The following is a 22,399-nucleotide window of genomic DNA, read 5'->3' on the forward strand; positions in this document are numbered from 1 at the left end:
CGGAGCAATACTGTGCGTCACTGTTCCCCCTTTTTTCTTTAAGGTGAGGGGGGTATCCATGGCTTAATTTTTATGATTCGATAAAGGCAATACCTTCTAATTCAAGTAGGGCTTTTTTTCGAGTTAACCCGCCGGCGTACCCTGTGAGTTTGCCTGTGGTGCCGATGACTCGATGGCAAGGGATCACAATGGATAAGGGGTTTTTACCATTGGCAGCCCCGACGGCGCGCACTGCTTTTGGGCGACCAATGGCCGTGGCCAGTTGTTGGTAGCTCCACGATTGACCGTAAGGAATGCGTTGCAACCCTTGCCACACGGCGAGCTGAAAGTCGGTGCCATGCAAATCAAACGGCAAGTCGAATTGGTGGCGCTGGCCTGTAAAGTACTCGGTCAGTTGCCTCTGTGCCTCTTGTAAAAGTGGGTGCTCTTGAGCCCAGGTGCCCAGCTCATCGGGTTGCGTGGTGTGAGTGGTAAACCAGATACCCGTTAGGCCTTGCTGACTGGTTTGCATCGTTACCCTGCCTAGGGGGCTGTCAAATTGGTGATAGTAAAAGTGTGTCATGGGTGGCTCCATAAATGAAAAGTGGCGTAACTGCCCCAAGGTGAAAGGCTTTCTGGGGTGAGATGCGGTTTGTTCACTAGGCGTTTTTTGATGATCAAATCGGTGTGTAAAAAGCAGTCTGTCGCCGAGAGCCCGCGCAACTTGGCGTAGTTCACCGTCCAAGGTCCAATGCCTTTGAGCGCTAACCACTGTTCTGGGGCGCTGTCTGGGTTGTCGCACAGGTACTTGGCAAACCGCGCTAAGGTTTCTTTGCGACTTTGCGGCATTTTGAGAAACGAAAGATCGGCGCTGGCGACTTGTTGTGGACGGGGAAATTGTTTTTCATCGTGACTGGGGTCGCATAAGGTGTTGACCAATAGGTTGAGCTGGCCAATAGCGGCTTTCACCGACACTTGTTGGCCTAAAATCGCGCGCACTCCCGCTTCCCAAGTGTCCCAGACCCCAGGAATTCTCAGCCCCTTCAGGTGGACCATATCACGGTCTTGCTCGCTTAGGTGCGCTTCAATGACGTCGGTATTGGCGTCGAGATCAAAGAGGCGACGGATGTGTTTAATCAGGGGTTTCATGTGTTGCAGCGACTCAAAGCGCAGCGTTACTGTCAGGGCTTGCCCGCCGTTATAGCACACGCGCAGCCAACCGAAATGGCCTAGAAAGGTAAAGTATCGCTGGTAGCTGTGTTCATCGACCCTTTCGATCCCTTCTATTTGCCGGGTTCGATAAAATTCGAGCAGGTGTGGCCAATTGATCTGGCCTTGGAACGGCAATTGTAAGGTGAGTTCTGGGTTGGCTACCGGCTGGCGGCGAATTTGCCCTGGGGTGAGTTTTAATTGTTTTTGAAACGCATCAAAAAAGCGTCGTGTGCTGTTAAACCCGGCCGCGTAAGCGATGTCTTGAATTGAGAATTGGCTGTTGTGCAATAGGGTCTTGGCAAACAAAAGGCGTTGGTAGCTGTCGTATTGTTTTGGCGATAAGCCGAGGTATTGTTGAAACAGCTGGCGTAAGTAGCGTTCGCTGATGCCGAGCTTGTCCGCCAGTTGGCCGACTTTCATGTCTTGTAAACCGTGTTGATCGAGCCAGGCTAGTGCGCGTTGGAAGGTGGTTTCGGTGCCTTTCCATGCCCATGAGCTTGGGGCCGAGTCTGGCCGACAACGCAAGCAGGGCCGGTAGCCGGCATTGAGGGCTTGGGTTTTGTCTTGAAAGTATTCGACATTGTCTTCTTTGGGCAGGTTGGCTGGGCAAATCGGCCGACAAAAAATACCGGTGGTTTTGACTGCGACAAAAAACTGCCCATCGAAACGGGGATCTCTAGCAAGGCGAGCTTGTTGGCATTGTGCTTGGTTAAGGTTTGGCAGCATGGCGGCAATCTCTGATGGCATTCACTCTAGTGGACATTCGCTACTATAGCGGTATTTTGGCGCCAGTTGTGCCATTTTCGGTAGTGAATGTGATGAGAGTATTTGGGTTTTTTGGCCGAGTGATGTCATGAGCCAAGTGAGGTCATCAAGTGCTGCTGCCATAAAAAACGGCCGTGGATTACATCCTGATCAATCAGGACTCAGCCACGGCCGTTTGGGTCGGGTAAAGCGCAACTGTCAGCGCGTTACTCTGTGATAGCGATTAACGCATGGTCACAAACTCTTCAGAGCCGGTGGGGTGAATGGCGACCACGGCGTCAAAGTCTGCCTTGGTGGCGCCCATCTTCATGGCAACGGCAAACCCTTGAATCATCTCATCAACGGTAAACCCAATACCGTGTAGGCCAACCACTTTTTCTTCCTCGCCAACACAGACCAGCTTCATACGACAAGGTTGACGGTGCTTGGTCACTGCGGTGTACATGGCGGCAAAGCTCGAGGTGTAGACCTTCACTTGCTCATCGCCATATTGCGCTTTGGCTTCGGGTTCGGTTAAACCAATGGTGCCAATTGGCGGGTGACTGAATACCACCGTCGGAACCAGATCGTAATCCATCTTGGCGTTAACTTTATTATTGAACAAGCGCTCAGATAACTGACGACCCGCCTTAACGGCAACAGGCGTCAGCTCAATACCGCCTTCCATAATATCGCCGACACAATAAATACCAGGGACATTCGTCGCTTGGTATTCATCCACTTTAATGTAGCCTTTGTCATTGGTTTCAACCCCGGTCGCCGCCAAGTTAATCGCATCGGTAGTGGGGTGACGACCAATGGCCCAAATTAAGGTGTCGACATTGTGCGTTTGGCCATTTTCTAGATGCAGCGTCAGCGAACCATCGGCTTCTTTGGTCACTTCTTTTGGCACCGAATGGGTGTGTAAGCTTGGCCCTTCGGCTGCCATCACTTCGGTCAGTGTTTCAACCACCATAGGATCAAAGCTGCGCAATGGTGACTCTTTGCGCACAAACAAATGAGTTTCGCTGCCTAAAGCGTGTAATACGCCAGCAATTTCTACTGCGATGTAACCCGCGCCAATCACGGCAACGCGGTCTGGGCGTTCATTGAGCTCAAAAAAGCCATTTGAATCAATACCGTACTCAGCACCTGGGATCTGAGGAATGGTTGGGCGACCGCCAACGGCAATCAAAATGTGATCAGCGGTGTAAAGCTCGCCATTGACGTCGACGGTTTTCGCGTCAACAAACTTGGCAAAACCTTTGATGACTTCAACCTTGTTGTTGCCCAAGACGCGATCGTAAGACTGGTGAATACGACCGATGTAGGCTTGACGGTTTTCAACCATTTTACTCCAGTTAAAACCTTTAAGGTCGACATCAAAACCGTAGTCTTCGGAATACAAATTAATGGCTTCAGCAACTTGAGCGCCATGCCACATGACTTTCTTCGGCACACAGCCGACGTTAACGCATGTACCACCGAGGTCTTTTGCTTCGATGAGGCCGACTTTGGCTCCGTACATGGCTGCGCGATTGGCCGAGGCAATGCCGCCACTGCCGCCACCGATACAGAGATAATCAAAATGTGTTGCCATTAGGTACTCCATGATTGTTTAAAATAGGTCAACGCAATAGGCGCTGATTACAACCAGTATTGTGACTCAGGGTTAAAAATTCAAGTCACTCATACCGGTTTGGTTTGCTTTGTGGGCGGATTTACTCCGGTACCACCCAGCGCACAGTGTGATGACCCGTCGCGGGGGCGATGATGTTCTGCAACGCCGGAAGCAGGTTTTGCATCTGGCTTTCGAGTTTCCACGGCGGGTTGATGACAATCATACCCGATGCGGTCATGCCTCGCTCGCTGGTGTCTGGAGAAACGCCCAGCTCGATTTGCAATATTTTGCGAATGCCCAGGTTTTCTAACCCGTCGAGCATGTCATCAATGTCGTGGCGATTGACCACCGGGTACCAAATGGCGTATACGCCAGTCGCCCAGCGCTTATGGGCTTGAGCAATGGCCTGCACCACATCGCGGTATTCTTTGGCCAGCTCATACGGTGGGTCAATCAACACTAAGCCGCGTCGCTCTTTGGGCGGTAAACTGGCCTTAAGGCGTTGAAACCCGTCTTCTTTAAAAATGGCGACCTGGTGTTGGCCAGCAAATTCCTGACACAGTAATGGGTAATCACTTGGGTGAAGCTCTGTGAGTACCATGCGGTCTTGTGGCCGGAGTAGTGCGTGGGCCACTTTGGGAGAGCCGGGGTAAAAACGCAATTCATCGCCCTGATTGAGACTCGCGACAGCGCCTAGGTAGCTTTCTGTGTGCTCAAGCTCAGCGCTGTGTTGCCATAAGCGAGCAATGCCTTGTTTGTACTCACCGGTTTTCTCGGACCATTCATGAGTGAGATCGTAACGACCGACGCCAGAGTGGGTGTCGTGATAGACAAAGGGCTTGTCTTTTTGTTTAAGCGCATCAAGGATAAGGCTTTGAACTATGTGTTTAATCACATCGGCGTGGTTGCCAGCGTGAAAGCTGTGACGGTAACTTAACAAGCGCGTTCTCTCTGTAGTTGCAGGCGAAGTTGAGCCATTATATAACGAAAACGAGTGGGATTCAGCTGGCAAAACTGGCGGATATAAGCCAGGTTTTTGTCTCACTTTTGCTCGTGGCTATTGAAAATGAGAGGCTTTACCCTTATTAAATAAGTATACCCATTAAATGTGTTGTGCTGGTTGCCAAGCTTTTAGGCTCACGCAAGCGGATTACTTCTCAGCCAATAAAGGAATTCAACATGTCGAATCCTCTACTCTCGTTTACTGATTTACCGCCGTTTTCTCAAATTCAACCTGAGCACGTTAAGCCCGCGGTTGAGCAGGCGATTGCCGATTGCCGCGCGACGATTGAGCGCGTTCTGGCGGAAACGACCGCGCCAAGCTGGTCATCGATTGTTGAACCCATTGATGAGGTGGATGATCGTCTGAGCCGCATTTGGTCTCCCGTCAGCCACATGAACTCGGTGGTTAACAGTGAAGCCTTGCGCGAAGCTTACGAAAGTTGCCTGCCACTCTTATCTGAATACGGTACTTGGGTGGGTCAGCACAAAGGTCTTTATCGAGCTTATAAAGCGATTAAAGCCGATGAAAGCTTTGCTCAGCTGTCTCAAGAACAGCAAAAAACCATCACCAATGCGCTGCGCGATTTTGAACTGTCTGGTATCGGCCTTGGCAAAGAAGAGCAAACCCGCTACGGTCAGATCAGCAAACGCATGTCGGAGCTGGGTTCGCAGTTCTCTAACAACGTCCTCGATGCAACCATGGGCTGGAGCAAGCACATTACCGATGTGGCTGAGCTTGCAGGGATGCCAGAATCGGCCTTGGATTCCGCGGCTGCAGCGGCTCAAGCCAAAGAGCTCGACGGTTACCTCATTACGCTGGACATTCCCTCTTACCTGCCGGTGATGACCTATTGCGACAATCAAGCCCTGCGTAAAGAAGTGTACGAAGCCTATGTAACCCGAGCTTCGGATCGCGGTCCTAATGCTGGCAAATGGGACAATACGGAAATCATTAACGAGCAGTTGAAATTGCGTCACGAAATTGCTCGTATGCTTGGTTTTAACAGCTACAGTGAAAAATCGTTGGCGACCAAAATGGCGGAGACGCCAGATCAAGTACTGGGCTTTTTGAACGACTTGGCCAAAAAAGCCAAACCGCAAGGCGAAAAAGAAGTTGCCGAGCTCAAAGCGTTTGCCAAAGAACACTTTGGTGTTGATGACCTCAACCCTTGGGATGTGGGTTACTACAGCGAAAAACAAAAGCAGCACCTTTTTGATATTTCGGATGAAGCTCTGCGTCCTTATTTCCCAGAAAAAACCGTGGTCAATGGCTTGTTTGAAGTCCTAAAACGCGTGTTTGGTATGGAAGTGAAAGAGCGAACGGGCGTCGACACATGGCATGAATCGGTGCGTTTTTTCGATATCTTTGACAGCAAAGGTGAGTTGCGCGGTAGCTTTTATCTTGATTTGTACGCCCGTGAACACAAGCGCGGTGGTGCTTGGATGGATGATTGTCGCGGTCGCCGCCTCACACAAAGTGGCGAGTTGCAAACCCCGGTGGCGTACTTGACGTGTAACTTTAACAAACCAGTTGGCGATAAACCGGCGCTGTTTACCCATGATGAAGTGGTGACGCTGTTCCACGAAACGGGCCATGGCATTCACCATATGCTGACCCAAGTAAATAGCGGTGCCGTTGCCGGTATCAGTGGTGTACCGTGGGATGCGGTGGAATTGCCGAGCCAATTTTTAGAAAACTGGTGTTGGGAAGAAGAAGCCTTGGCATTCATCTCTGGTCATTATGAAACCGGTGAGCCTTTGCCAAAAGCCATGTTGGATAAAATGTTGGCAGCGAAAAACTTCCAATCGGCGATGTTTATTTTACGCCAATTAGAATTTGGCTTGTTTGACTTTACCTTGCACACCAATTACGACCCGGATGTGGGGGCTCAAGTATTGGAAACCCTGGCTCAAGTCAAAGAAAAAGTGGCGCTCTTCCCTGCGCTCGAGTGGAGTCGTTTCTCTCACGGCTTTAGTCACATCTTCGCCGGCGGTTACAGCGCGGGCTACTACAGCTACTTGTGGGCCGAAGTGCTTTCTTCAGACGCTTACTCGCTGTTTGAAGAGCAGGGGATTTTCAATCAAGAAGCAGGGCAAAGCTTTTTAGAAAATATTCTCGAAAAAGGCGGCAGTGAAGATCCTATGGTGTTGTTTAAACGCTTCCGCGGCCGTGAGCCACAAATCGATGCTCTGTTGCGTCACAGCGGTATTGCTGCGTAATTGACTCGATGGAATGGAAAAAAGCAGCTTAGGGCTGCTTTTTTTATGCTTGCTGGTAAAGCAGTGCCAGTGTGACACGCAGAATCAACGGACGAGCCAATCAAGCCGAACGTTAGGGGTTGACCGTGCGGTTTATGGGGTTTTGCAGAGAAATCAGCGTCTCGGTCGATTGCACTTCGTCAATGGCTTGTAACTTATCAATCAACACATATTGCAGCTCTTCAATAGAACGGCACATGAGTTTGACAAAAATATTGTACGCCCCAGTGGTGTAATACGCTTCAACGACTTCATCAAGCGCGTTGAGTTTCTCTAGTGCGGAGTGATAATCGCGCGCCGCGTTTAAATTGATGCCAATGAAGCAACACACGTCGTAACCGAGTTTTTTGGTGTTAATGATCACTTTGGTTTTTTCGATGATCCCCGCCCCTTTCATCTTTTCAATGCGGACGTGAATGGTCGCGGGGCTCACATTAAACTTTTTGGCCATTTCAGCATAAGGCGTGCGGGCGTCATCAATCAAAATGGTCAAGATGGCGCGATCGAGATCATCTAATCGAACATCAGTATTAGGCATGGCGCGTATCTTCTCAGTGAGTGGCTACCGTTGAGTCTCAATGAAACTCGCGATGGTGAAAGTAAGCCCAAGTTTAAAACCAAAAAGCGCCCCAAACAATGGATATTGTCTCGATATTTAGGCGACCAGTCGCGATGGTCAAGTCAGATGTCGTGGTGTGAGCACTGGCCACAGCGTCGACGATGTCTGTGGCGCTTTTTATGGGGTAGGGGGGTTTTTGACTCGGACACCTGTTAGAGGCACCGCTTTTGGTATGACTTTTGCAATTTTTGCCAGTACACTTTGCCCATTAACTGAGAGCAGCGACAGTGTGGAGTCTTTGTGCGTATTCAATTAATTTGTGACAACCCAGAACAAGAAGCGAAACTGAGGCACTTGGCCAACCGCTGGCAGCTGACTCATGATTCGAGCAGTGAATTTGCGTTGGTCTTTACCGCCGAACATCTCGAACTTCGAAAACTCGATGAGCCGAAGCTCGGCGCCGTCTTTGTCGATTTTGTTCATGGCGCCGTTGCCCACCGCCGCAAGTTTGGTGGCGGTAAAGGCCAAGCGATCGCCAAGGCCGTTGGTCTCAATAAAGGGGTGACGCCCAAGGTGCTAGATGCAACCGCCGGGCTTGGGCGCGATGCCTTTGTTTTTGCGTCTTTGGGCTGTCAGGTGCAAATGGTCGAGCGACACCCTGTCGTTGCCGCTTTACTTGATGATGGTTTGCAACGCGCCTATCGCGACCCAGAAATAGGTGCTTGGATGCAAGAGCGAGTGCAATTGTTACACGGCTCGAGCCATCAGGCGTTATTGGACTTTGCCAATAATGCCGACTTTACTCCCCCGGATGTGGTGTATCTCGATCCTATGTACCCGCATCCAGAAAAAAAGAAATCGGCATTGGTAAAAAAGGAAATGCGCGTCTTTCAAACCTTAGTTGGCAGTGATGATGACGCAGACGGTTTGTGGTCACCTGCTTTTCAATTGGCGGTCAAACGCTTAGTGGTTAAACGCCCAGACTATGCGCCATTTCTTGCTGCACAAGTGCCGAGCATGCAAATCGAAACCAAGAAAAATCGCTTTGATGTCTATGTCAAAGCCGCGATGAGTTAATCAGCGGCGTTAAGCACACAAAATAGCGAAGACCGACTCACAGCAAAGGCACAAATCACTTGCAAGCGAGGATAAGGATAGGTATATCTATATAATAATCATTCTTATTCGTAATTGGGTTTGCCGTGAGTCAACGTTTTTGTAAAATGAATCGCCGTGATATTCAAGCTCGTGCTTCGCAAGTGGAAGCCTTGGTCAGTGCACCGCAATACATGTGCCGAGGGTGTGCACGTGTGTCGTCGGATGCCAAAAACTTGTGTAAACCCAAAGCGCTCAATCACGTTGCTCACAGTCAAGAGCCGCAAGACCCATCGGTGTTTTTGGCTTTATCAGAGTCTGCTCAAGTAGCCGAGCAGTTGGCTTACCCTGCAAGATTGAGTGAGAAAAGTGACGCGAAAACGGACATGCCTGTGGCGGTCCATCAAAGCGCGCCTTTGCCTCACTTGGGCAAGAAGGAAATGAAAAAAGCTAAGAAGCAGTTGAAATTACAGAAAAAACAGTTGAAGAAGGTCAGTAAACTGGTCAAAGCGCAATATAAACTGCAACGTCGAAAACAAAAACTACTGGAGCAAATAGCTCACCTTCCCGAAGAACAAAAGCTCTGGTTGCTGCCCCCAGAGTCGCGAACGTCATTGCATTGATACCCATTAAGACAATCTCAGGTTATCCAGTGTGAATCCCTCAATACGGTGTGGGTACTGAGGGATTCTTTTATGGGGTTTAGTGTGCCGTCAGCGCGACGCGTTTTTTGACCCAGGTTTGATTAAACCACAAAGAGAAGACGATAATTGCCCCTCCAATCGCAAGGCGCAAGAGGTCGGCTTCGCGATTCCAGATCAGTAAGTTAACGATTAATCCGGCCGGTACAAGGGCGTTGTTCATCACGGCCAACGCGCCGGCATTGACCAAACAAGCGCCTTTGTTCCAAGCAAAATACCCCAAGCCAGAAGCAAAAATACCCAGGTAAACTAAAATGCCCCATTGGGTACTGGTGGTCGGCAAGCGGCTGCTGTCGCCGAGCAGCAAGAAGGCCACAGTGGCAACAATTAGCGCACCGAGGTAAAAGTAGCCAAAGACCTGATGGTGAGGGATTTGTGTTTGCTCTTGCTCCATGATGTGCTTAAAGCCAACTTGGCCAATCGCAAAACAAATGTTCGCACCTTGTACGACCAAAAAGCCGGTTAAGAAATCGCTGTTGACGGAGGCGTATTTGATCACCAGAGCGCCGGATACCGCGATGGCGGCAGACACCAAATACCAAAGTGAAAAGCGCTTTTGTAGTAAGTCGTAAATTAAGGTGACGTAAATCGGTGTTAATACCGTAAACATCAAAACTTCTGGAACGCTCAGCATAGTAAAAGAAGGGTAGTAAAAACAGTACATTAAGCCAAGTTGAAACGCGCCAACCAACATTAATTTAGCGATCAACTGGGGCTTTAGCCCTCTCACTTTTAAAAATGGTAAGAAGACCAAGCTCGCCAAACCAATCCGCATTAACACGGAAAACCACGAGTCCACCTGCCCGGCCAGGTAGACCCCAATTAAACTAAATGAAAAAGCCCATAAAAGGGTCACTGCTACTAGGTATGCCATTCCTATATTCCATGAATGTTAAGGGGATAAGCAGTGTATCCGACCCGTGTAGTAACGCCAAACCTTGTCTTTAGTCGGTGTTCTTTAATGGGATCACAAGCGTTTCAATCGGTGAGCAGTTAAGGAGTTGGCGGGTCGACGATAAGAACTTACTCCAAAAATCTTGGTGATGGCCGCAGATAAGGAGGTCGATGTTGTGGGTGGTAATGGTGTCGCACAGTTCGCTGATCAGATCGCCACTGCCCACCCAAGTATTGGCAATCGGATACTCGGCGTAGTCGACGAGCTGATTCATTTTTTGGCGAGAGATGTCGACCGCTTGGCTTTGGGCTTCGGCGAGGTTGATATCGACGAGTCCGGTGTAGAGTTCGGCGTAATTGACATCGATGTGAATAAAGGAAATATTCGCTTCAATACTGCGTGCGAGTTTAACGGCTTTATCAATTAAAATTTGGCTGTCGTCGGACAAGTCAACGGCAACAAGTATATGTCGGTAGCACATAATGGCTTCTCCTCTGTATCCAAGATCTCTATCTTTAGCATTTATTTTGCCTTTGTTTTGCCGTTTTGATCCCATCTTAGGGTTTATCTGTAATATAAATAGGCTAAGATTAGTCATAGAGTGACCGACAGCAAACTTTGAATCTTTTAGGAGAAACTATGCTTACAGAAACGATGGTTGAGCAATTAAATCAGCAAATAAATCTCGAATTCTTTTCATCCAATCTATACTTACAAATGAGTGCTTGGTGTGAAGACAAAGGTTTCGAAGGAGCGGCTGAGTTTTTACGCGGTCACGCACAAGAAGAAATGGAGCACATGCAGCGATTGTTCACCTACGTGAGCGAAACGGGCGCTATGCCTATTCTCGGTGCGATTGAAGCGCCTCAGCACGAGTTTTCTTGCCTTGGCGACGTGTTTCGACTCACGTTAGAACACGAACAGCTTGTGACGAAGAAAATTAACGAACTCGCGCACTTTGCGTTTACGAATCAAGATTACTCAACGTTTAACTTTTTACAGTGGTACGTTGCTGAGCAACACGAAGAAGAAAAACTCTTTAAAGGTATTATCGACAAGCTGGAATTGGTCGGTGAAGACGGCAAAGCCTTGTTCTTTATTGATAAAGATCTAGCAGAATTGGCAAAAAGTGGTTCATCTTCCATTATGGATGCTCCTAGCGCAGTGTAAATGTCCTTTGGGCACAGACATTGCGGGGCGAAGCGAGCAGTCGCGTGAGCGGTTTTCGTCATGAGCATAACTGGAGGTGCGGGAGGATAAGATGATTAATTCAGATTTAGTGTTATTGACTCTTATGGGCATCACAGGTGTGAACATGTTGAGGTATTTCACCACCTTGCGTTCACTGCTCTATATTATGCGAGAAGTTCATCCCTTGCTCTATCAGCAAGTGGATGGCAATGGCTTTTTCACCCCATCGGGCAATGTCTCCAAGCAAGTTAGATTGTTTTATTACATCAAAAGCAAAGAGTACCACCATCATCATGACGAGCGCTTTACCACCAAATGCGAAAGGGTGAGGGAGCTGTTCATATTATCGAGCATGTTGATGGGGGTGACCTTGTTAGCGGCAATTTTGCTTTGAAGTCGCTTGGCGTTTGAGGTGACTGTGGTTAGAATTGGCCCCTAATTCGACAAGATTCGGGATGTGCGTTGCACATCCCTTTTTATTGGGAAAAGTATGACTGAGCAATTTGATGTTGTCGTGATCGGTGCAGGCGCCGCGGGATTGATGTGTGCAGCCCAAGCGGGCTATCGCGGCAAGCGAGTGTTGGTGCTCGATATGGGCAAAAAGGCCGGCCGAAAAATTTTGATTAGCGGTGGAGGTCGTTGCAACTTTACCAATGAAAATGCGGCAGCGAATAACTACCTCAGTCACAATCCCCATTTTGTGAAGTCTTGTCTGAGTCGTTATACCCAGCGCGATTTTATTGATTTAGTCGATCGCCACGGTTTGGCTTATCACCACAAGACACTCGGTCAATTGTTTTGTGATAACAGCGCCCAGGACTTAGTGGATATTTTGCTGACCGAATGCGAATGGGCAGGTGTGACGATTCAACTTCGCTCTGCGGTTCAAGGCATAGAGAAAATTGCTGACGGCTACCTTGTTGACAGCGAAAGCGGTCGTTATGTATGCCGCTCTGTCGTTGTTGCGAGCGGCGGTTTGACCATGCCTAAGCTGGGGGCTTCGCCGATCGGTTATAAAATTGCGCAGCAGTTTGGTTTAGCGGTGTTACCCACGTGTGCGGCTTTAGTGCCATTTACCCTGCATCAACACGACAAAGACAGGTTCGAGGGGTTGTCGGGGATCAGCATCGATTGTTTGGTCAGTGCTGAAGACGGCACAGCTTTTCGCGAAAATATCTTGTTTACCCATCGCGGTCTGTCTGGACCGGCGATTTTGCAGATCAGCTCTTTTTGGCGATCGGGCCAAGCGGTCACCATCAATTTGCTTCCCGATCTGGATCTCAAGTCGCAATTGCTCAGCTGGCGTGAAACTCAAGGCCAAAAGTCGTTGAAAAATAGCTTGGCGACGGTGTTACCCAAGCGTTTTGTTGATATGTTGCACGAGACACAAGCGATCCCCGATGCCAATGTGAACCAATTGACCCACAGTCAAATCGATGCCTTGCATCAGTATGTTCACCATTGGCAGATCAAACCCAATGGCACCGAAGGTTACCGCACCGCAGAAGTGACCCTAGGCGGGGTGGATACCGACGAGTTGAGCTCAAAGACGTTTGAAGCCAAAAAGGCACCGGGGTTGTATTTTATTGGCGAAGTCGTTGATGTCACTGGCTGGCTCGGTGGGTATAACTTCCAATTTTGTTGGAGCAGTGGTTTCGCCGCCGGCCAGTTTGTTTAAGGGGTCACGTTTAAGCGGCACAATAAGGTGTTGTCTTGCGTTAAGCTCGAGGACCAGATGAGTTTGGCAGCAGGAGACCACTTGACCTCGTCATAGCCGCCTTTAGGTCTGACTTGCTCTTTGCTGTACTCGACGGCGGCCGGCCAGTGTTGGTCGTCAAAATGAGGCTGGGTCCAACCATGGGGCTTGGCGATGGTCTCAAACTGACACGGCCCTTTACCTGCACTGGGCGACGATTCATTGGCGCAGCGCTCATCAAGCGGGGCGCGGTGGATGACCAAGCAACGCATGTGACGATCGCTCACCGCCACTACTTGACCGCGCTTTTGTTCCATGATCTGAGCAATAAATCCGCCATCGCCCATCTGCTGATGCCATGAGCCTATGTATTCGAGCCCGGTGTCATCTTGTTTAAAGTCTTTAAGCTCAAAAGCGATCACAAAATCGCCTTCGACTGAAAACTGGGCGTGTTCGCGATTAAACGAACGCTCTGTAGTAATGGGCGTGGAATCTTCGACTAATTCTTCGCCATTAATATAAGCCTTCAGCCAGTTATCGGCCCAGAGATCAATGTGATAGCTGCTTGGTTTGGCCATTGCAGGGCTGCTCAATAGCGCAGTGATGCCCGCCCATGCCAATAACGAAAATCCTTGCTTCATGACGACCCCCTGTCGTTTTTGTGTTGTATATGCTCATCGACAGCCCAGCCTTTTGGGGTGGCCGTCATAGTTCCAGAATAATCCGTTTGGCCTTGGCGTGTTGGGCTCGTCGCCCGTTTAGCTTGGCTAAAATTGCGCCTTTAACCAATGACTAAAGGCACTGACCGCTTTAGGTACCTGTGCTAAGTATGGACGAACAATATAAATTTGCTCGGCAAACTGATCGAGAATTTGCCAGTGCGGCAATACTTCGACCAATTGACCTTCTTCCAGCGCCTGTTGGACACTAAAATCGGGTAACAGCGCCACGCCTAATCCTTGAATCGCGGCATCGCGAATTGCCTCGCTATTATTGGCGGTAAAAGGGCCATTAATGTCAGCACAATCGGCGTTTTCACCGTTGCCCTGATGGCGAAAACGCCAATGGGGAGCTTGGTCGCCTCTGGGGTAATAAATACATTGATGTTCGGCCAGATCGCTTGGGTGCTGAGGCTGCTGGTGTGTGGTGAGATACTGTGGGGAAGCGACCAGTAGCGTTCTGGTGCGGCACAGCTCAATGGCGACATGAGTTTCTGGTACGTGATTACTGTGACGAATGGCCAGATCGTAACCTTGATTGGTCAATGAAACCAAGCTATCGGCGATCTCAAGTTGAATGCGCACTTGTGGGTATATCTTGAGAAACGCGCTCATTTTGGGTACTAAGTGTTGACGCGAAAAGGCGACGGGAGCTGTGACTTTGACTAAGCCGCGAATCGGGCCGTGAGCGTCTTTGGCAGCGGTAAAGCTTTGTTCGATTTGTTGATAGGGTTTTTTGAGGTTTTCGACCAACTCTTTACCGGCTTGAGTTAAGCGTACTTTGCGAGTGCTGCGCTGAACCAATGCCATACCTGCATCTTGTTCGAGTTGTTTTATCTTGAGGCTCATAGAGGCCTTGCTGATGTTTAAGCGCTCAGCGGCCTTGGTAAAGCTTTGTTGTTCATCGAGGACAACCAGCCAGTATAGATGGGTCAATAAAGATGACGACATAATCCCTCCTTGGTGTCGATTGTTTAATATAGTAAACAATGTGTTTAGGAAAAAGGATTTTTCGCGGCGATTTTTTTCGGCACAATGAAATCAAATTAACGCCAAGGAGTGCTTATGCCATTATTACAATTTGACCTGATCGAAGGACGCAGTGAATCAGACATTAAAGCGATTTTAGATGTTGCCCATCAAGTGGTACTGGATGTTTTTAAAGTCCCCGAGCGCGATCGCTATCAAATCGTGACCGAAAACAAAGCTCGCAACATGATTTTTGAAGATACCGGGCTGGGTTTTTCGCGCTCAGAAAAATTTATTATGTTGCGCGTATTCACCAGTCCGCGTCCCGAAGAGCAAAAATTTGAGTTTATGCGCGTGTTAGCCGAGCGTCTCGAAGCCGAGTGTGGCATTGAAGGCAATGACCTGATGATTGGCTTCTTTTCCAACACGCGTAATGACTGGAGCTTTGGCTTTGGCGAGGCTCAGTATCACACGGGTAAATTATAACTGAGCGGCACAGATAATGAATATAAAAACGCCAAGCCTTTTTTCGAGGTTTGGCGTTTTTTTGTGGTGTACTGATCTCCGTAACGGGTCGATAAACGACGAGATTAGCGCTGCAAAAACTGACGAATGATCGTCATGAACTCCGCAGAATCGACACGCTGGGTGAGACTGTGTTTGGCGTTGCGATAGACCGCTTTATTTAAATGCGGCTTTTTGAGTTCGAGAACCTGCGCCATAAAATCGAGTGAAAATTCAGGGTGCCCTTGAATCGTCAATACGTGCTGATCTTTGCGCAAAAAATAATACGGGCAGAAATCACTGGCGGCAAGTACCTCAAACCCTTGGGGAATTTCAGTGACTTGATCTTGATGACAACTGAGTATATTGAGGGTGTTATTGTCGTTAACTCCCTGTGCTGGCAAGGCGTTTGAAGCCGTGGCTTGGGCGCTGGCCAGATAACGGTTTTGACTGACACCCAATCCCCAGCCGTGTTGACTGCGCTCGACGTGCCCGCCCAATGCTCGGCAAATGATTTGATGGCCGAAACACAAGCCGACTAACGGGACCTTAGCTTGTTCACAGTCGACAATCCACGCCATTAAGGCATGAATCCAAGCTTGATCGCCGAAGGCATCTTGGACACTGCCAGTGATAATGTAGCCTTGGCAAGTGTGCAGAGTGGGCGGCAATTGTTGGTTAATGGCTTGATAGCATTCAAATTCAAACTGGCCCGCCGGGGCGAGTGTTGATTCAATCATGTCGGCGTACTCGCCAAAATCGCGAGCTAATTCAGGCTCGACCCAGCCGGTAATAATGATGCCTATTTTCATATTTATCTTCCTTGATGTGCGCATTCACAGAGTGCTTATCGCGATAACCTTGCTTTGATTGATATGTATCATATTCCTTATGCTGCAAGCTAGTGGTGAGCGAGGTGGTGGTGGATTAATCTGATGAGTCCTTAGGTGATAAACAGGATTTAGGCGGGTAGCCGAAGGCCTTGTGGAACGCATGAGTAAAATTACTCGGATGTCGATACCCGGCGTTGTAAGCGGCTTGCGTGACGCTGACCAATCCCTGGCTCAACTGCTGATGCGCGAGCTCGAGTCTACGATGTTTGATGTAACTCAGTAAGCTGTAACCCATGGCAGCTTTGAATTGGCGCTGTAAGTTAGACCGGCTCATGGCCGCGACATTGGCGAGCTGCTCAACCGTAAAAGGGCCATCGAGGTGTTGCTCAATGTGGCTGAGTAAGCGAGAAAGCGTCACGTGAAACGGACGGGTTATTGGGTGAGGTTCTTGGTCGTTTTGCTGGGGCCTGTGCGCATGACAAGGGGCGGCGTTTTGTGCTTGCTCGATATCGACTTGGGAAAAGACGGCTCTGAGCAGTTGATAAATTGAGCATTCCAAATCAAGTTTGTCGGTGAAGTGCACTGGTGAGGGTTGTGCTAACAAGCGGTTTATAGCGTGTTCCAGATCTTGATTGACCTCAAAGGTGATGGCACTAAGGTGGCGTTCAAAAAACGCATTGTTGCTCACCGAGGGGCAGTAGCGGTTGAGTAACCAAGCCCTTGGCAGCATGATGTTCAGCTTGCAGGTATGACGGTGTTTTTTCAATACCCTTTGAAAACTGGCTGGCTTGGTTAAATTGACCATTAACCCTTGAGCACTAGGCTCGCTCTTTAAGTGAAAAGGAATGCCATCGTAGCTCACTTCCAACTCACCGTGGAGAACAAAGCTAATCAGCACCGAAGGCTCAACCGTGTTGTGTGCCACAACGCTGTAAGGCTCGAGAAACGTTCCACCGTGGAGGTCACAGCCGAGATCCCACTGATAATAGAGTCGTTCACGGTGACCCGCAGGTTGGCTCACACTGTGACCTTGGTTGGTTTCTAAGGCTTGAATCGCGGCGCGAGTATTGGCGGCGGAAGACGTTCCCTGTTGGCTCATTTATGGTCCTTTTGCATAATAATTTGCTTTTTTTGCACAAGCAAAGTGACTTTCCCTTCATACTAAACGCTCTTAATATAAATGAGAATGTTTATTATTAGCATAATCATCACGAATTTATATTAATGATTAGGGAAGAACTATGACAACGGCGAGACCCCTCGGCATCCATCGACTCACTCTGGCTATCGCGACAGCGTTAGCAAGCTCTGGCGCGCTGGCGGAACAAGTAGAAAATCAAGTGGTATGGGGCACTCAAGTCTCAAGCAACTCAGAGTACTTAGGCGATCAAGATTTTTCACTCAAACAAGCCGACCATATGTCGGATTTATTGCGCGATCTGCCTGGTGTCGATGTGGGGGGGACGCATTCGCTCAACCAACGAATTAATATTCGCAGCCTCAACGAAACCGACTTGGATATTCGCCTTGATGGCGCCTCACAACACGCCAATATGTTCCACCACATTGGCAACCTGACATTAAACCCAGATATCTTAAAGTCTGCCAATGTATTGGTGGGGAACAACTCCGTCACTCAATCTGGATTGGGCGGCTCGGTGTATTTCGAAACCAAAGACGCGAAAGACTTACTGCGTTACGATGAAACCTATGGCGCTCGCGTGTACGGTGGTTATGCGACCAATGACAGCCAGCAAGGGTCATTTACCGTTTACGGCCTGCTTGGCGAGCAATTCGATGGCATGGTGTACGGTCATTTGGTCAGCCGCGATAACTTTAAAGATGGCGATGGCGATGAAACCTACGGTTCGGCAGGCGATGTTGGCAATGTGCTGATTAAACTGGGCTACGAGCCGTCTGCGGCGCACCGTTTAGAGCTCAGCTACGATATGTATCGCGACAGTGGTGATTATGCGCCGCGCCCAGACATGGCTGGCTCTGCCAATACGGGGTTAAGTGGCGACTCATTAATTCCAACCGATTACGATCGCGATACATTGACCGGGTCTTACGAATTGCGCGGCGATCTGTTGAACGGCAAAGTGACGCTTTATAGCACCAAAACGGAAATTACCCGTGATGAAAGCGTCATGACCAGCTGGCCTTCGAGCCGTCAAAGCAAAAATAGCGCCAGCAACCAAAACTTAGGCGCGAATGCGACCATGAATTTGTTGCTGCCAGTGGCTGGGTATGGCAACCGCTTCACGTATGGCTTTGATGTGATTTCGCAAAATACCGATTCTTATTACGGTAGCACGAAATTTATGGATGAAAGCACCTTGTCCAATGCGGTCTTTATTGAAGATCAGCTGCACCTGACCGAGGCTTTTTCTATTACAGCGGGCTTGCGTTACGAGACGTTTCAACGCGACGCTGAAACCAGCGAAACCACCTTCGATGACGTGACCTGGGCACTGGGCGCGGATTGGGCAGTAACCGATGCGGTCACTGTTTTTGCCAATACGCGTAGTTTGTTTAAAGGCCCTGAATTACTCGAAACGTTTGTTGCTTATCAAGATGTGGCTTATCTCGACGAAGACATCAAAGCGGAAACCGGCCAAAACAGTGAAATTGGAGTGAAGTATCGACAAAGCTTCGACCAACACCGAGTCAGTGCCAATGTCACCGTGTTTAAAACCGATATCGACGATTACATTTACGACTCCTATGAGTCGGATGGCAGCGTGCTGCTTTACAATGGCGGCGATGTCGAAATCAAAGGCTTTGAAGCCAGTGCGTCTTATGGCTATGGCGCCTGGTTCTCAACCCTCTCGTATGCGCACTCAGAATCCAATAACGTCACTACGGGCGATCCTTTGACCAACTTGTGGGGCGTGAGCGCCGATGTGGGAGACAGCATTTCCTTGAGCGTGGATTACCAATTAGACGATTACGATACCTTGATCGGTTGGAGCTCTAGCTTTGTGTTCGAAGAAGACAATGTGCTAGAGGGGAATGATCCGAAAAAAGCCTATAACGTACACAATTTGTACGCGCAGTGGACGCCGATGCAAGTCGATGGCTTGCAAGTCACCTTCGGCATCGACAACGTGTTTGATGAGCTGTACACCTCACACGCTTCGCGCAATGGCAATGCACGTGGTTATACCCTGGACGATTACGATCCTGGTCGCAACGTCAAGTTGTCCGCCTCTTACCAGTTTTAATCTGGCTTAATAAAAACCTGCTGCGGCAGGTTTTTTTATTCAGGAGGACCAGGGATTACCGCTCAGGGATGAGAAAAAAGCTCATCGAGCCAAAGCGACGCTTCGATATCGCATTCGATAATTTGCTGTTCAGTGAGGTTGAGGTGGTGGGCCAGCTGGGCGGCCTGTGACCAAAAGTTATGCTCTCTGGCTTCGATAAGACGGAGCAACAACCCCAAACGTCCACGCTTTTCGATCAGGGCTCGTGACACCTCCTCATCAATCTGCAGCGGTTTGAGGATAGTGCTCATCTCGTTGTCGAGAATGGCATCCATCAGTGATAATAAACCACACAGATACCCCATTTGCGCTTCGTCACTGTCTTTTGATAGCAAACACTGAAACAGCTTGGCGCGATATAATGAATACTTGAGTAAGACCGGCGGCTTGTGTTCGCCAAGCGATGCGATGGCAGTGTAAGAGGAAAACTTGCGCAAACGTTCGGCGCCTAAGTAAATGATCGCTTGGCGAAATGAGCGAATCTTACTGCTGACTGCGGCACTGGAATTGACAAAGTTAAGCAATTTGAACGACAAAGTCGCATCTGAGCTGATGATAGATTCGATCAAATCAATGTCGAGATCGCACTGAGCAACGGCTTGGCATAAGCGTAAGCTGCTGTTAACACTGTGGATAACCTTGCGATGCTTAATCATTTCCGGCTTTTGAAAATAGTAACCTTGAAACAGTTCAAACCCCATCCGCAGGCATTGTTCAAACTCGTCGTGGTTTTCGACTTTCTCCGCTAAAAAAACGATATTGTAGTGAGAGAGCGCACTAATCACTTCTTGGCATTGAGCCAGGCTTAGGGCTCGGATATCGAGTTTGATGTAATCGACCAGTTGATAAAACTCTTGCCACAGCGGGTCAGGAATAAAGTCATCGAGGGCAATTTTGAGCCCTGAGGCCTTAAGCTCACGGACAATATCGAGCAGTTCAGCGTTGGGGTGGCAAGTTTCGACAATCTCAATCACGTATTGATTGGGCGGAAAATCGAGAGGCATGCGTTTTTTGAGCGTTTCTATGTCAAAATTGACGAAACCGAGATGGCTATCCAAAATGCGCCCTTGCCCGAGTAACAGTTGCTCCACATAGAGGTTTTGAGTGGCTACATCGGGGGCGACATTGGGAAAGACATTGTCTTCACCGTTGCGGTATAAAAGCTCAAAAGCGACCAGCTGGTGAGATTTGTTGACGATAGGTTGCCGTGCGGCGTAACTAAACGCGGCTTGATTGGTGTTATCCAATTTGATTAATGACACGTTTCCCTCATAGCAAAGCTAACATTTGATGCTTCCCTCAGAGAACGCACAGGCCAAGTAGGGCGCAAAAAGGACATGTGAGGGACGAGTGTATTCTTGTGTTACAGTAATATCAGACTTTGCACCAATGCGCAGTGACATTGAACAAAAAACCAAAAAGTAGGCCACACGGATGGCGGCACATTGGGATGGCTTATCGATGTTTGTATTGACTGGGGCAGTAGCCTCTGTTGACGGCCTCACTGCGCAATGAGCGGTGTTTGGTGCGTCGTCCTGATACCCGAGCCCGCCATAAGCGAAAACTGGCCGGTTTGAGTTCACGTCTCATTACTTGAATCACTTGCGATTCTGTGAGAGAAAATTGTTGATCAATCGCTTCAAACGGGGTGCGATCTTCCCAAGCCATTTCTATAATTCTCGATAGGTCGTCAGGGCTCAAGCGAATAACTCCTCTCTCTTCAGCAGATGTGCGTTGATGGTACCGGTGTTATTAAACCGCGAATCAATTTAGCCGGTCTTAAAATTCGTCTTGCAATGATTGCGATCTAGAAAGGTATTACGAGCGAAAAGCCGATTGGGTTCACAATAATACCAATCTAACTAAATAGCTGGTCACCCTAGCTGGTTAAAAAACTCGATAACGTCGTTAAGAAAATAATTTGTAGAACAACTACTAACTGTATTTTCTTGCCTTGTTCTCAAGCTTTTTCCCTGCGCTATCATTGACCACATACTTAATCAGATTGGTATAAAAACAATTGACTCAATATGTGCTTTAAAGGCCTAGAATAATTAAACTTTACGCTTCATATGTACGAAAACAGAGAAATTATTCCTGATTTTTTCTGCAATCTGGGCATTTTCAACTACACTTGAATTAAGTCATACCCTGATGACTTACAGCGATATTGGTATACATCGCCTCCCCTTTTCGCAGCCCATGATTTAGGCTGCGTTTTTTTATTTCTCGCTATTTTCTGTTACCTACGCCTAAGATGTCATGGTTGCCATAACACGGTTTCTCCACTGCTGAAAGACCAAGCCTAAGATGATCAAGCAAAGACCGATAATGGTACTGATGGCAACCGGTTCATCGATCACTTGATTGAGAATAATCAACGACAAGAAGGGCGATAAAAAGATAAGGTTGCTCAGTCTGGCGGTATTGTCCGTTTGTTTGAGTGCCGATAACCACAACACAAACGTGGCTCCCATCTCAAATAAACCTATGTATATCGCGGAGCTGTATCCTTGCCAGGTGACCGCTTGCCAAGACGCGCCTTCGAGCAGCATCAGCAATAAGCTTAGCGGCAGAGCAACTAAGAAGCCTAACAGTAGGGTGATGATCGGTTCGGCAGATTGAGTGCGATTGATGATCCAATACCCAGCCCATAACAAGGTGGAAATCAGGGCCAAGACAACGCCGAAGGGACTGGTTACCGACAAACTGAGCAGTTGGCCTTGCGTGGCGATCACCACGACACCGGCGTAACACAAAACGGCGGCGACCACATCGTGTTTGCGAAAAGGATGATGCAGGAAGATGGCGGACATGATTGTTAGCGTTATGGCCCAACTGTAATTAATCGCTTGCGCTTGTTGGGCGGGTAATAAATCGTAGGCTTGAAACAATATGAGATAATAACCGAGTGGGTTTAAAAGGCCGAGTAGCAAGTAGGTTTTCGGCGCTTGTCGAAAGGTTGGCCACAGCAGGGGTAAATGCCTTCGTTGGGCGGCGAGTAACAAGAGAAAAAGACCCGAGGTCGCACTGGCAGCAAACACCATTTGCACTGGGGTCAATTGGGCAAGAGTGAGTTTAAAGGCGGTGGCCACGGTAGACCAAAGCAATACCGCGGTTAATGCAAGCCAAATGGCACGTTGGTGGTTCAATG

Annotated in this window: 22 protein-coding genes; 8 read left to right on the forward strand and 14 right to left on the reverse strand. The window is 48.8% G+C overall.

Annotation, left to right across the window (positions count from 1 at the left end; translation table 11 throughout):
- Positions 1-70: 70 nt before the first annotated feature.
- The 4 genes from AB0763_RS00260 to AB0763_RS00275 form a co-directional block, all read right to left on the reverse strand.
- On the reverse strand, positions 71-562 hold the full coding sequence (locus AB0763_RS00260; RefSeq protein ID WP_306101782.1) for a methylated-DNA--[protein]-cysteine S-methyltransferase: 492 nt from the start codon (positions 560-562) through the stop codon (positions 71-73).
- The gene (locus AB0763_RS00265) at positions 559-1,938 is read right to left on the reverse strand and encodes a DNA-3-methyladenine glycosylase 2 family protein (protein ID WP_306101783.1); all 1,380 of its coding nucleotides are present in this window, start codon (positions 1,936-1,938) and stop codon (positions 559-561) included. The genes AB0763_RS00260 and AB0763_RS00265 overlap by 4 nt, the downstream gene beginning before the upstream one ends.
- Positions 1,939-2,179: 241 nt before the next feature.
- A complete protein-coding gene (gene gorA, locus AB0763_RS00270; RefSeq protein WP_306101784.1) occupies positions 2,180-3,535 on the reverse strand; it encodes a glutathione-disulfide reductase in 1,356 nt (451 codons plus the stop codon).
- Between the two features lie 121 nt (positions 3,536-3,656).
- Positions 3,657-4,496, reverse strand: a complete 840-nt coding sequence (locus AB0763_RS00275; RefSeq protein WP_306101785.1) for a 23S rRNA (adenine(2030)-N(6))-methyltransferase RlmJ — start codon at positions 4,494-4,496, stop codon at positions 3,657-3,659.
- A 239-nt stretch (positions 4,497-4,735) separates the two neighbouring features.
- Between AB0763_RS00275 and prlC the strand changes: the two genes are divergently transcribed.
- A complete protein-coding gene (gene prlC, locus AB0763_RS00280) occupies positions 4,736-6,778 on the forward strand; it encodes an oligopeptidase A (RefSeq protein WP_306101786.1) in 2,043 nt (680 codons plus the stop codon).
- A 112-nt stretch (positions 6,779-6,890) separates the two neighbouring features.
- On the opposite strand, the gene asnC is transcribed toward prlC, so the two are convergent.
- Positions 6,891-7,355 carry a transcriptional regulator AsnC gene (gene asnC, locus AB0763_RS00285; protein WP_306101787.1) on the reverse strand — a complete coding sequence of 155 codons (465 nt, stop codon included), beginning with the start codon at positions 7,353-7,355 and terminating at the stop codon, positions 6,891-6,893.
- 321 nt (positions 7,356-7,676) lie between these two features.
- Here asnC and AB0763_RS00290 point away from each other — a divergent pair, with 321 nt between their 5' ends.
- A complete protein-coding gene (locus tag AB0763_RS00290; RefSeq protein WP_306101788.1) occupies positions 7,677-8,453 on the forward strand; it encodes a class I SAM-dependent methyltransferase in 777 nt (258 codons plus the stop codon).
- Between the two features lie 125 nt (positions 8,454-8,578).
- On the forward strand, positions 8,579-9,094 hold the full coding sequence (locus AB0763_RS00295; protein WP_306101789.1) for a hypothetical protein: 516 nt from the start codon (positions 8,579-8,581) through the stop codon (positions 9,092-9,094).
- 79 nt (positions 9,095-9,173) lie between these two features.
- Here AB0763_RS00295 and AB0763_RS00300 read toward each other — a convergent pair whose 3' ends face one another.
- Complete coding sequence (locus AB0763_RS00300) at positions 9,174-10,046, reverse strand: carboxylate/amino acid/amine transporter (RefSeq protein WP_306101790.1); 873 nt, start codon at positions 10,044-10,046, stop codon at positions 9,174-9,176.
- Positions 10,047-10,116: 70 nt separating this feature from the next.
- Complete coding sequence (locus AB0763_RS00305; protein ID WP_306101791.1) at positions 10,117-10,548, reverse strand: universal stress protein; 432 nt, start codon at positions 10,546-10,548, stop codon at positions 10,117-10,119.
- 158 nt (positions 10,549-10,706) lie between these two features.
- Between AB0763_RS00305 and ftnA the strand changes: the two genes are divergently transcribed.
- The 3 genes from ftnA (at position 10,707) to AB0763_RS00320 (ending at position 12,936) form a co-directional block, all read left to right on the forward strand.
- Positions 10,707-11,237, forward strand: coding sequence for a non-heme ferritin (ftnA, locus tag AB0763_RS00310; protein WP_306101792.1), 531 nt, complete (start codon positions 10,707-10,709; stop codon positions 11,235-11,237).
- Positions 11,238-11,328: 91 nt separating this feature from the next.
- Complete coding sequence (gene uspB, locus AB0763_RS00315) at positions 11,329-11,652, forward strand: universal stress protein UspB (RefSeq protein WP_306101793.1); 324 nt, start codon at positions 11,329-11,331, stop codon at positions 11,650-11,652.
- A gap of 96 nt (positions 11,653-11,748) precedes the next feature.
- Complete coding sequence (locus AB0763_RS00320) at positions 11,749-12,936, forward strand: NAD(P)/FAD-dependent oxidoreductase (RefSeq protein WP_306101794.1); 1,188 nt, start codon at positions 11,749-11,751, stop codon at positions 12,934-12,936.
- Here the strand turns inward: AB0763_RS00320 and AB0763_RS00325 are convergent.
- Together AB0763_RS00325 and AB0763_RS00330 are read right to left on the reverse strand one after the other, a co-directional pair.
- The gene (locus tag AB0763_RS00325) at positions 12,933-13,595 is read right to left on the reverse strand and encodes a PEBP family protein (protein ID WP_306101795.1); all 663 of its coding nucleotides are present in this window, start codon (positions 13,593-13,595) and stop codon (positions 12,933-12,935) included. The genes AB0763_RS00320 and AB0763_RS00325 overlap by 4 nt on opposite strands.
- A 126-nt stretch (positions 13,596-13,721) precedes the next feature.
- Positions 13,722-14,624, reverse strand: a complete 903-nt coding sequence (locus AB0763_RS00330) for a LysR family transcriptional regulator (protein ID WP_306101796.1) — start codon at positions 14,622-14,624, stop codon at positions 13,722-13,724.
- Between the two features lie 114 nt (positions 14,625-14,738).
- Here AB0763_RS00330 and AB0763_RS00335 point away from each other — a divergent pair, with 114 nt between their 5' ends.
- Positions 14,739-15,128, forward strand: a complete 390-nt coding sequence (locus AB0763_RS00335; RefSeq protein WP_306101797.1) for a tautomerase family protein — start codon at positions 14,739-14,741, stop codon at positions 15,126-15,128.
- A 104-nt stretch (positions 15,129-15,232) separates the two neighbouring features.
- On the opposite strand, the gene AB0763_RS00340 is transcribed toward AB0763_RS00335, so the two are convergent.
- Together AB0763_RS00340 and AB0763_RS00345 are read right to left on the reverse strand one after the other, a co-directional pair.
- The gene (locus tag AB0763_RS00340; RefSeq protein ID WP_306101798.1) at positions 15,233-15,958 is read right to left on the reverse strand and encodes a gamma-glutamyl-gamma-aminobutyrate hydrolase family protein; all 726 of its coding nucleotides are present in this window, start codon (positions 15,956-15,958) and stop codon (positions 15,233-15,235) included.
- A gap of 115 nt (positions 15,959-16,073) precedes the next feature.
- Positions 16,074-17,078 carry an AraC family transcriptional regulator gene (locus AB0763_RS00345; protein WP_306101799.1) on the reverse strand — a complete coding sequence of 335 codons (1,005 nt, stop codon included), beginning with the start codon at positions 17,076-17,078 and terminating at the stop codon, positions 16,074-16,076.
- A gap of 142 nt (positions 17,079-17,220) precedes the next feature.
- Here AB0763_RS00345 and AB0763_RS00350 point away from each other — a divergent pair, with 142 nt between their 5' ends.
- On the forward strand, positions 17,221-19,206 hold the full coding sequence (locus AB0763_RS00350; protein ID WP_306101800.1) for a TonB-dependent siderophore receptor: 1,986 nt from the start codon (positions 17,221-17,223) through the stop codon (positions 19,204-19,206).
- Positions 19,207-19,268: 62 nt separating this feature from the next.
- Here AB0763_RS00350 and AB0763_RS00355 read toward each other — a convergent pair whose 3' ends face one another.
- From AB0763_RS00355 to AB0763_RS00365, 3 genes are all read right to left on the reverse strand, one after another.
- A complete protein-coding gene (locus AB0763_RS00355; RefSeq protein WP_306101801.1) occupies positions 19,269-20,507 on the reverse strand; it encodes an EAL and HDOD domain-containing protein in 1,239 nt (412 codons plus the stop codon).
- 193 nt (positions 20,508-20,700) lie between these two features.
- Entirely contained in the window at positions 20,701-20,952 is a 252-nt protein-coding gene (locus tag AB0763_RS00360) for a TIGR03643 family protein (protein ID WP_306101915.1), read from the reverse strand.
- Positions 20,953-21,497: 545 nt separating this feature from the next.
- The gene (locus AB0763_RS00365; protein WP_306101802.1) at positions 21,498-22,397 is read right to left on the reverse strand and encodes a DMT family transporter; all 900 of its coding nucleotides are present in this window, start codon (positions 22,395-22,397) and stop codon (positions 21,498-21,500) included.
- Positions 22,398-22,399: the final 2 nt, after the last annotated feature.

The organism is Vibrio sp. HB236076, from assembly GCF_040957575.1.
Taxonomy (GTDB): domain Bacteria; phylum Pseudomonadota; class Gammaproteobacteria; order Enterobacterales; family Vibrionaceae; genus Vibrio.

What these genes read in the sequence shown, in the direction of transcription:
- AB0763_RS00260 (WP_306101782.1), bottom strand. Translation starts at nt 562, where the DNA reads ATGACACACTTTTACTATCACCAATTTGACAGCCCCCTAGGCAGGGTA.
- AB0763_RS00265 (WP_306101783.1), bottom strand. Translation starts at nt 1,938, where the DNA reads ATGCCATCAGAGATTGCCGCCATGCTGCCAAACCTTAACCAAGCACAA.
- gorA (WP_306101784.1), bottom strand. Translation starts at nt 3,535, where the DNA reads ATGGCAACACATTTTGATTATCTCTGTATCGGTGGCGGCAGTGGCGGC.
- prlC (WP_306101786.1), top strand. Translation starts at nt 4,736, where the DNA reads ATGTCGAATCCTCTACTCTCGTTTACTGATTTACCGCCGTTTTCTCAA.
- asnC (WP_306101787.1), bottom strand. Translation starts at nt 7,355, where the DNA reads ATGCCTAATACTGATGTTCGATTAGATGATCTCGATCGCGCCATCTTG.
- AB0763_RS00300 (WP_306101790.1), bottom strand. Translation starts at nt 10,046, where the DNA reads ATGGCATACCTAGTAGCAGTGACCCTTTTATGGGCTTTTTCATTTAGT.
- AB0763_RS00305 (WP_306101791.1), bottom strand. Translation starts at nt 10,548, where the DNA reads ATGTGCTACCGACATATACTTGTTGCCGTTGACTTGTCCGACGACAGC.
- ftnA (WP_306101792.1), top strand. Translation starts at nt 10,707, where the DNA reads ATGCTTACAGAAACGATGGTTGAGCAATTAAATCAGCAAATAAATCTC.
- uspB (WP_306101793.1), top strand. Translation starts at nt 11,329, where the DNA reads ATGATTAATTCAGATTTAGTGTTATTGACTCTTATGGGCATCACAGGT.
- AB0763_RS00320 (WP_306101794.1), top strand. Translation starts at nt 11,749, where the DNA reads ATGACTGAGCAATTTGATGTTGTCGTGATCGGTGCAGGCGCCGCGGGA.
- AB0763_RS00325 (WP_306101795.1), bottom strand. Translation starts at nt 13,595, where the DNA reads ATGAAGCAAGGATTTTCGTTATTGGCATGGGCGGGCATCACTGCGCTA.
- AB0763_RS00330 (WP_306101796.1), bottom strand. Translation starts at nt 14,624, where the DNA reads ATGTCGTCATCTTTATTGACCCATCTATACTGGCTGGTTGTCCTCGAT.
- AB0763_RS00335 (WP_306101797.1), top strand. Translation starts at nt 14,739, where the DNA reads ATGCCATTATTACAATTTGACCTGATCGAAGGACGCAGTGAATCAGAC.
- AB0763_RS00340 (WP_306101798.1), bottom strand. Translation starts at nt 15,958, where the DNA reads ATGAAAATAGGCATCATTATTACCGGCTGGGTCGAGCCTGAATTAGCT.
- AB0763_RS00345 (WP_306101799.1), bottom strand. Translation starts at nt 17,078, where the DNA reads ATGAGCCAACAGGGAACGTCTTCCGCCGCCAATACTCGCGCCGCGATT.
- AB0763_RS00350 (WP_306101800.1), top strand. Translation starts at nt 17,221, where the DNA reads ATGACAACGGCGAGACCCCTCGGCATCCATCGACTCACTCTGGCTATC.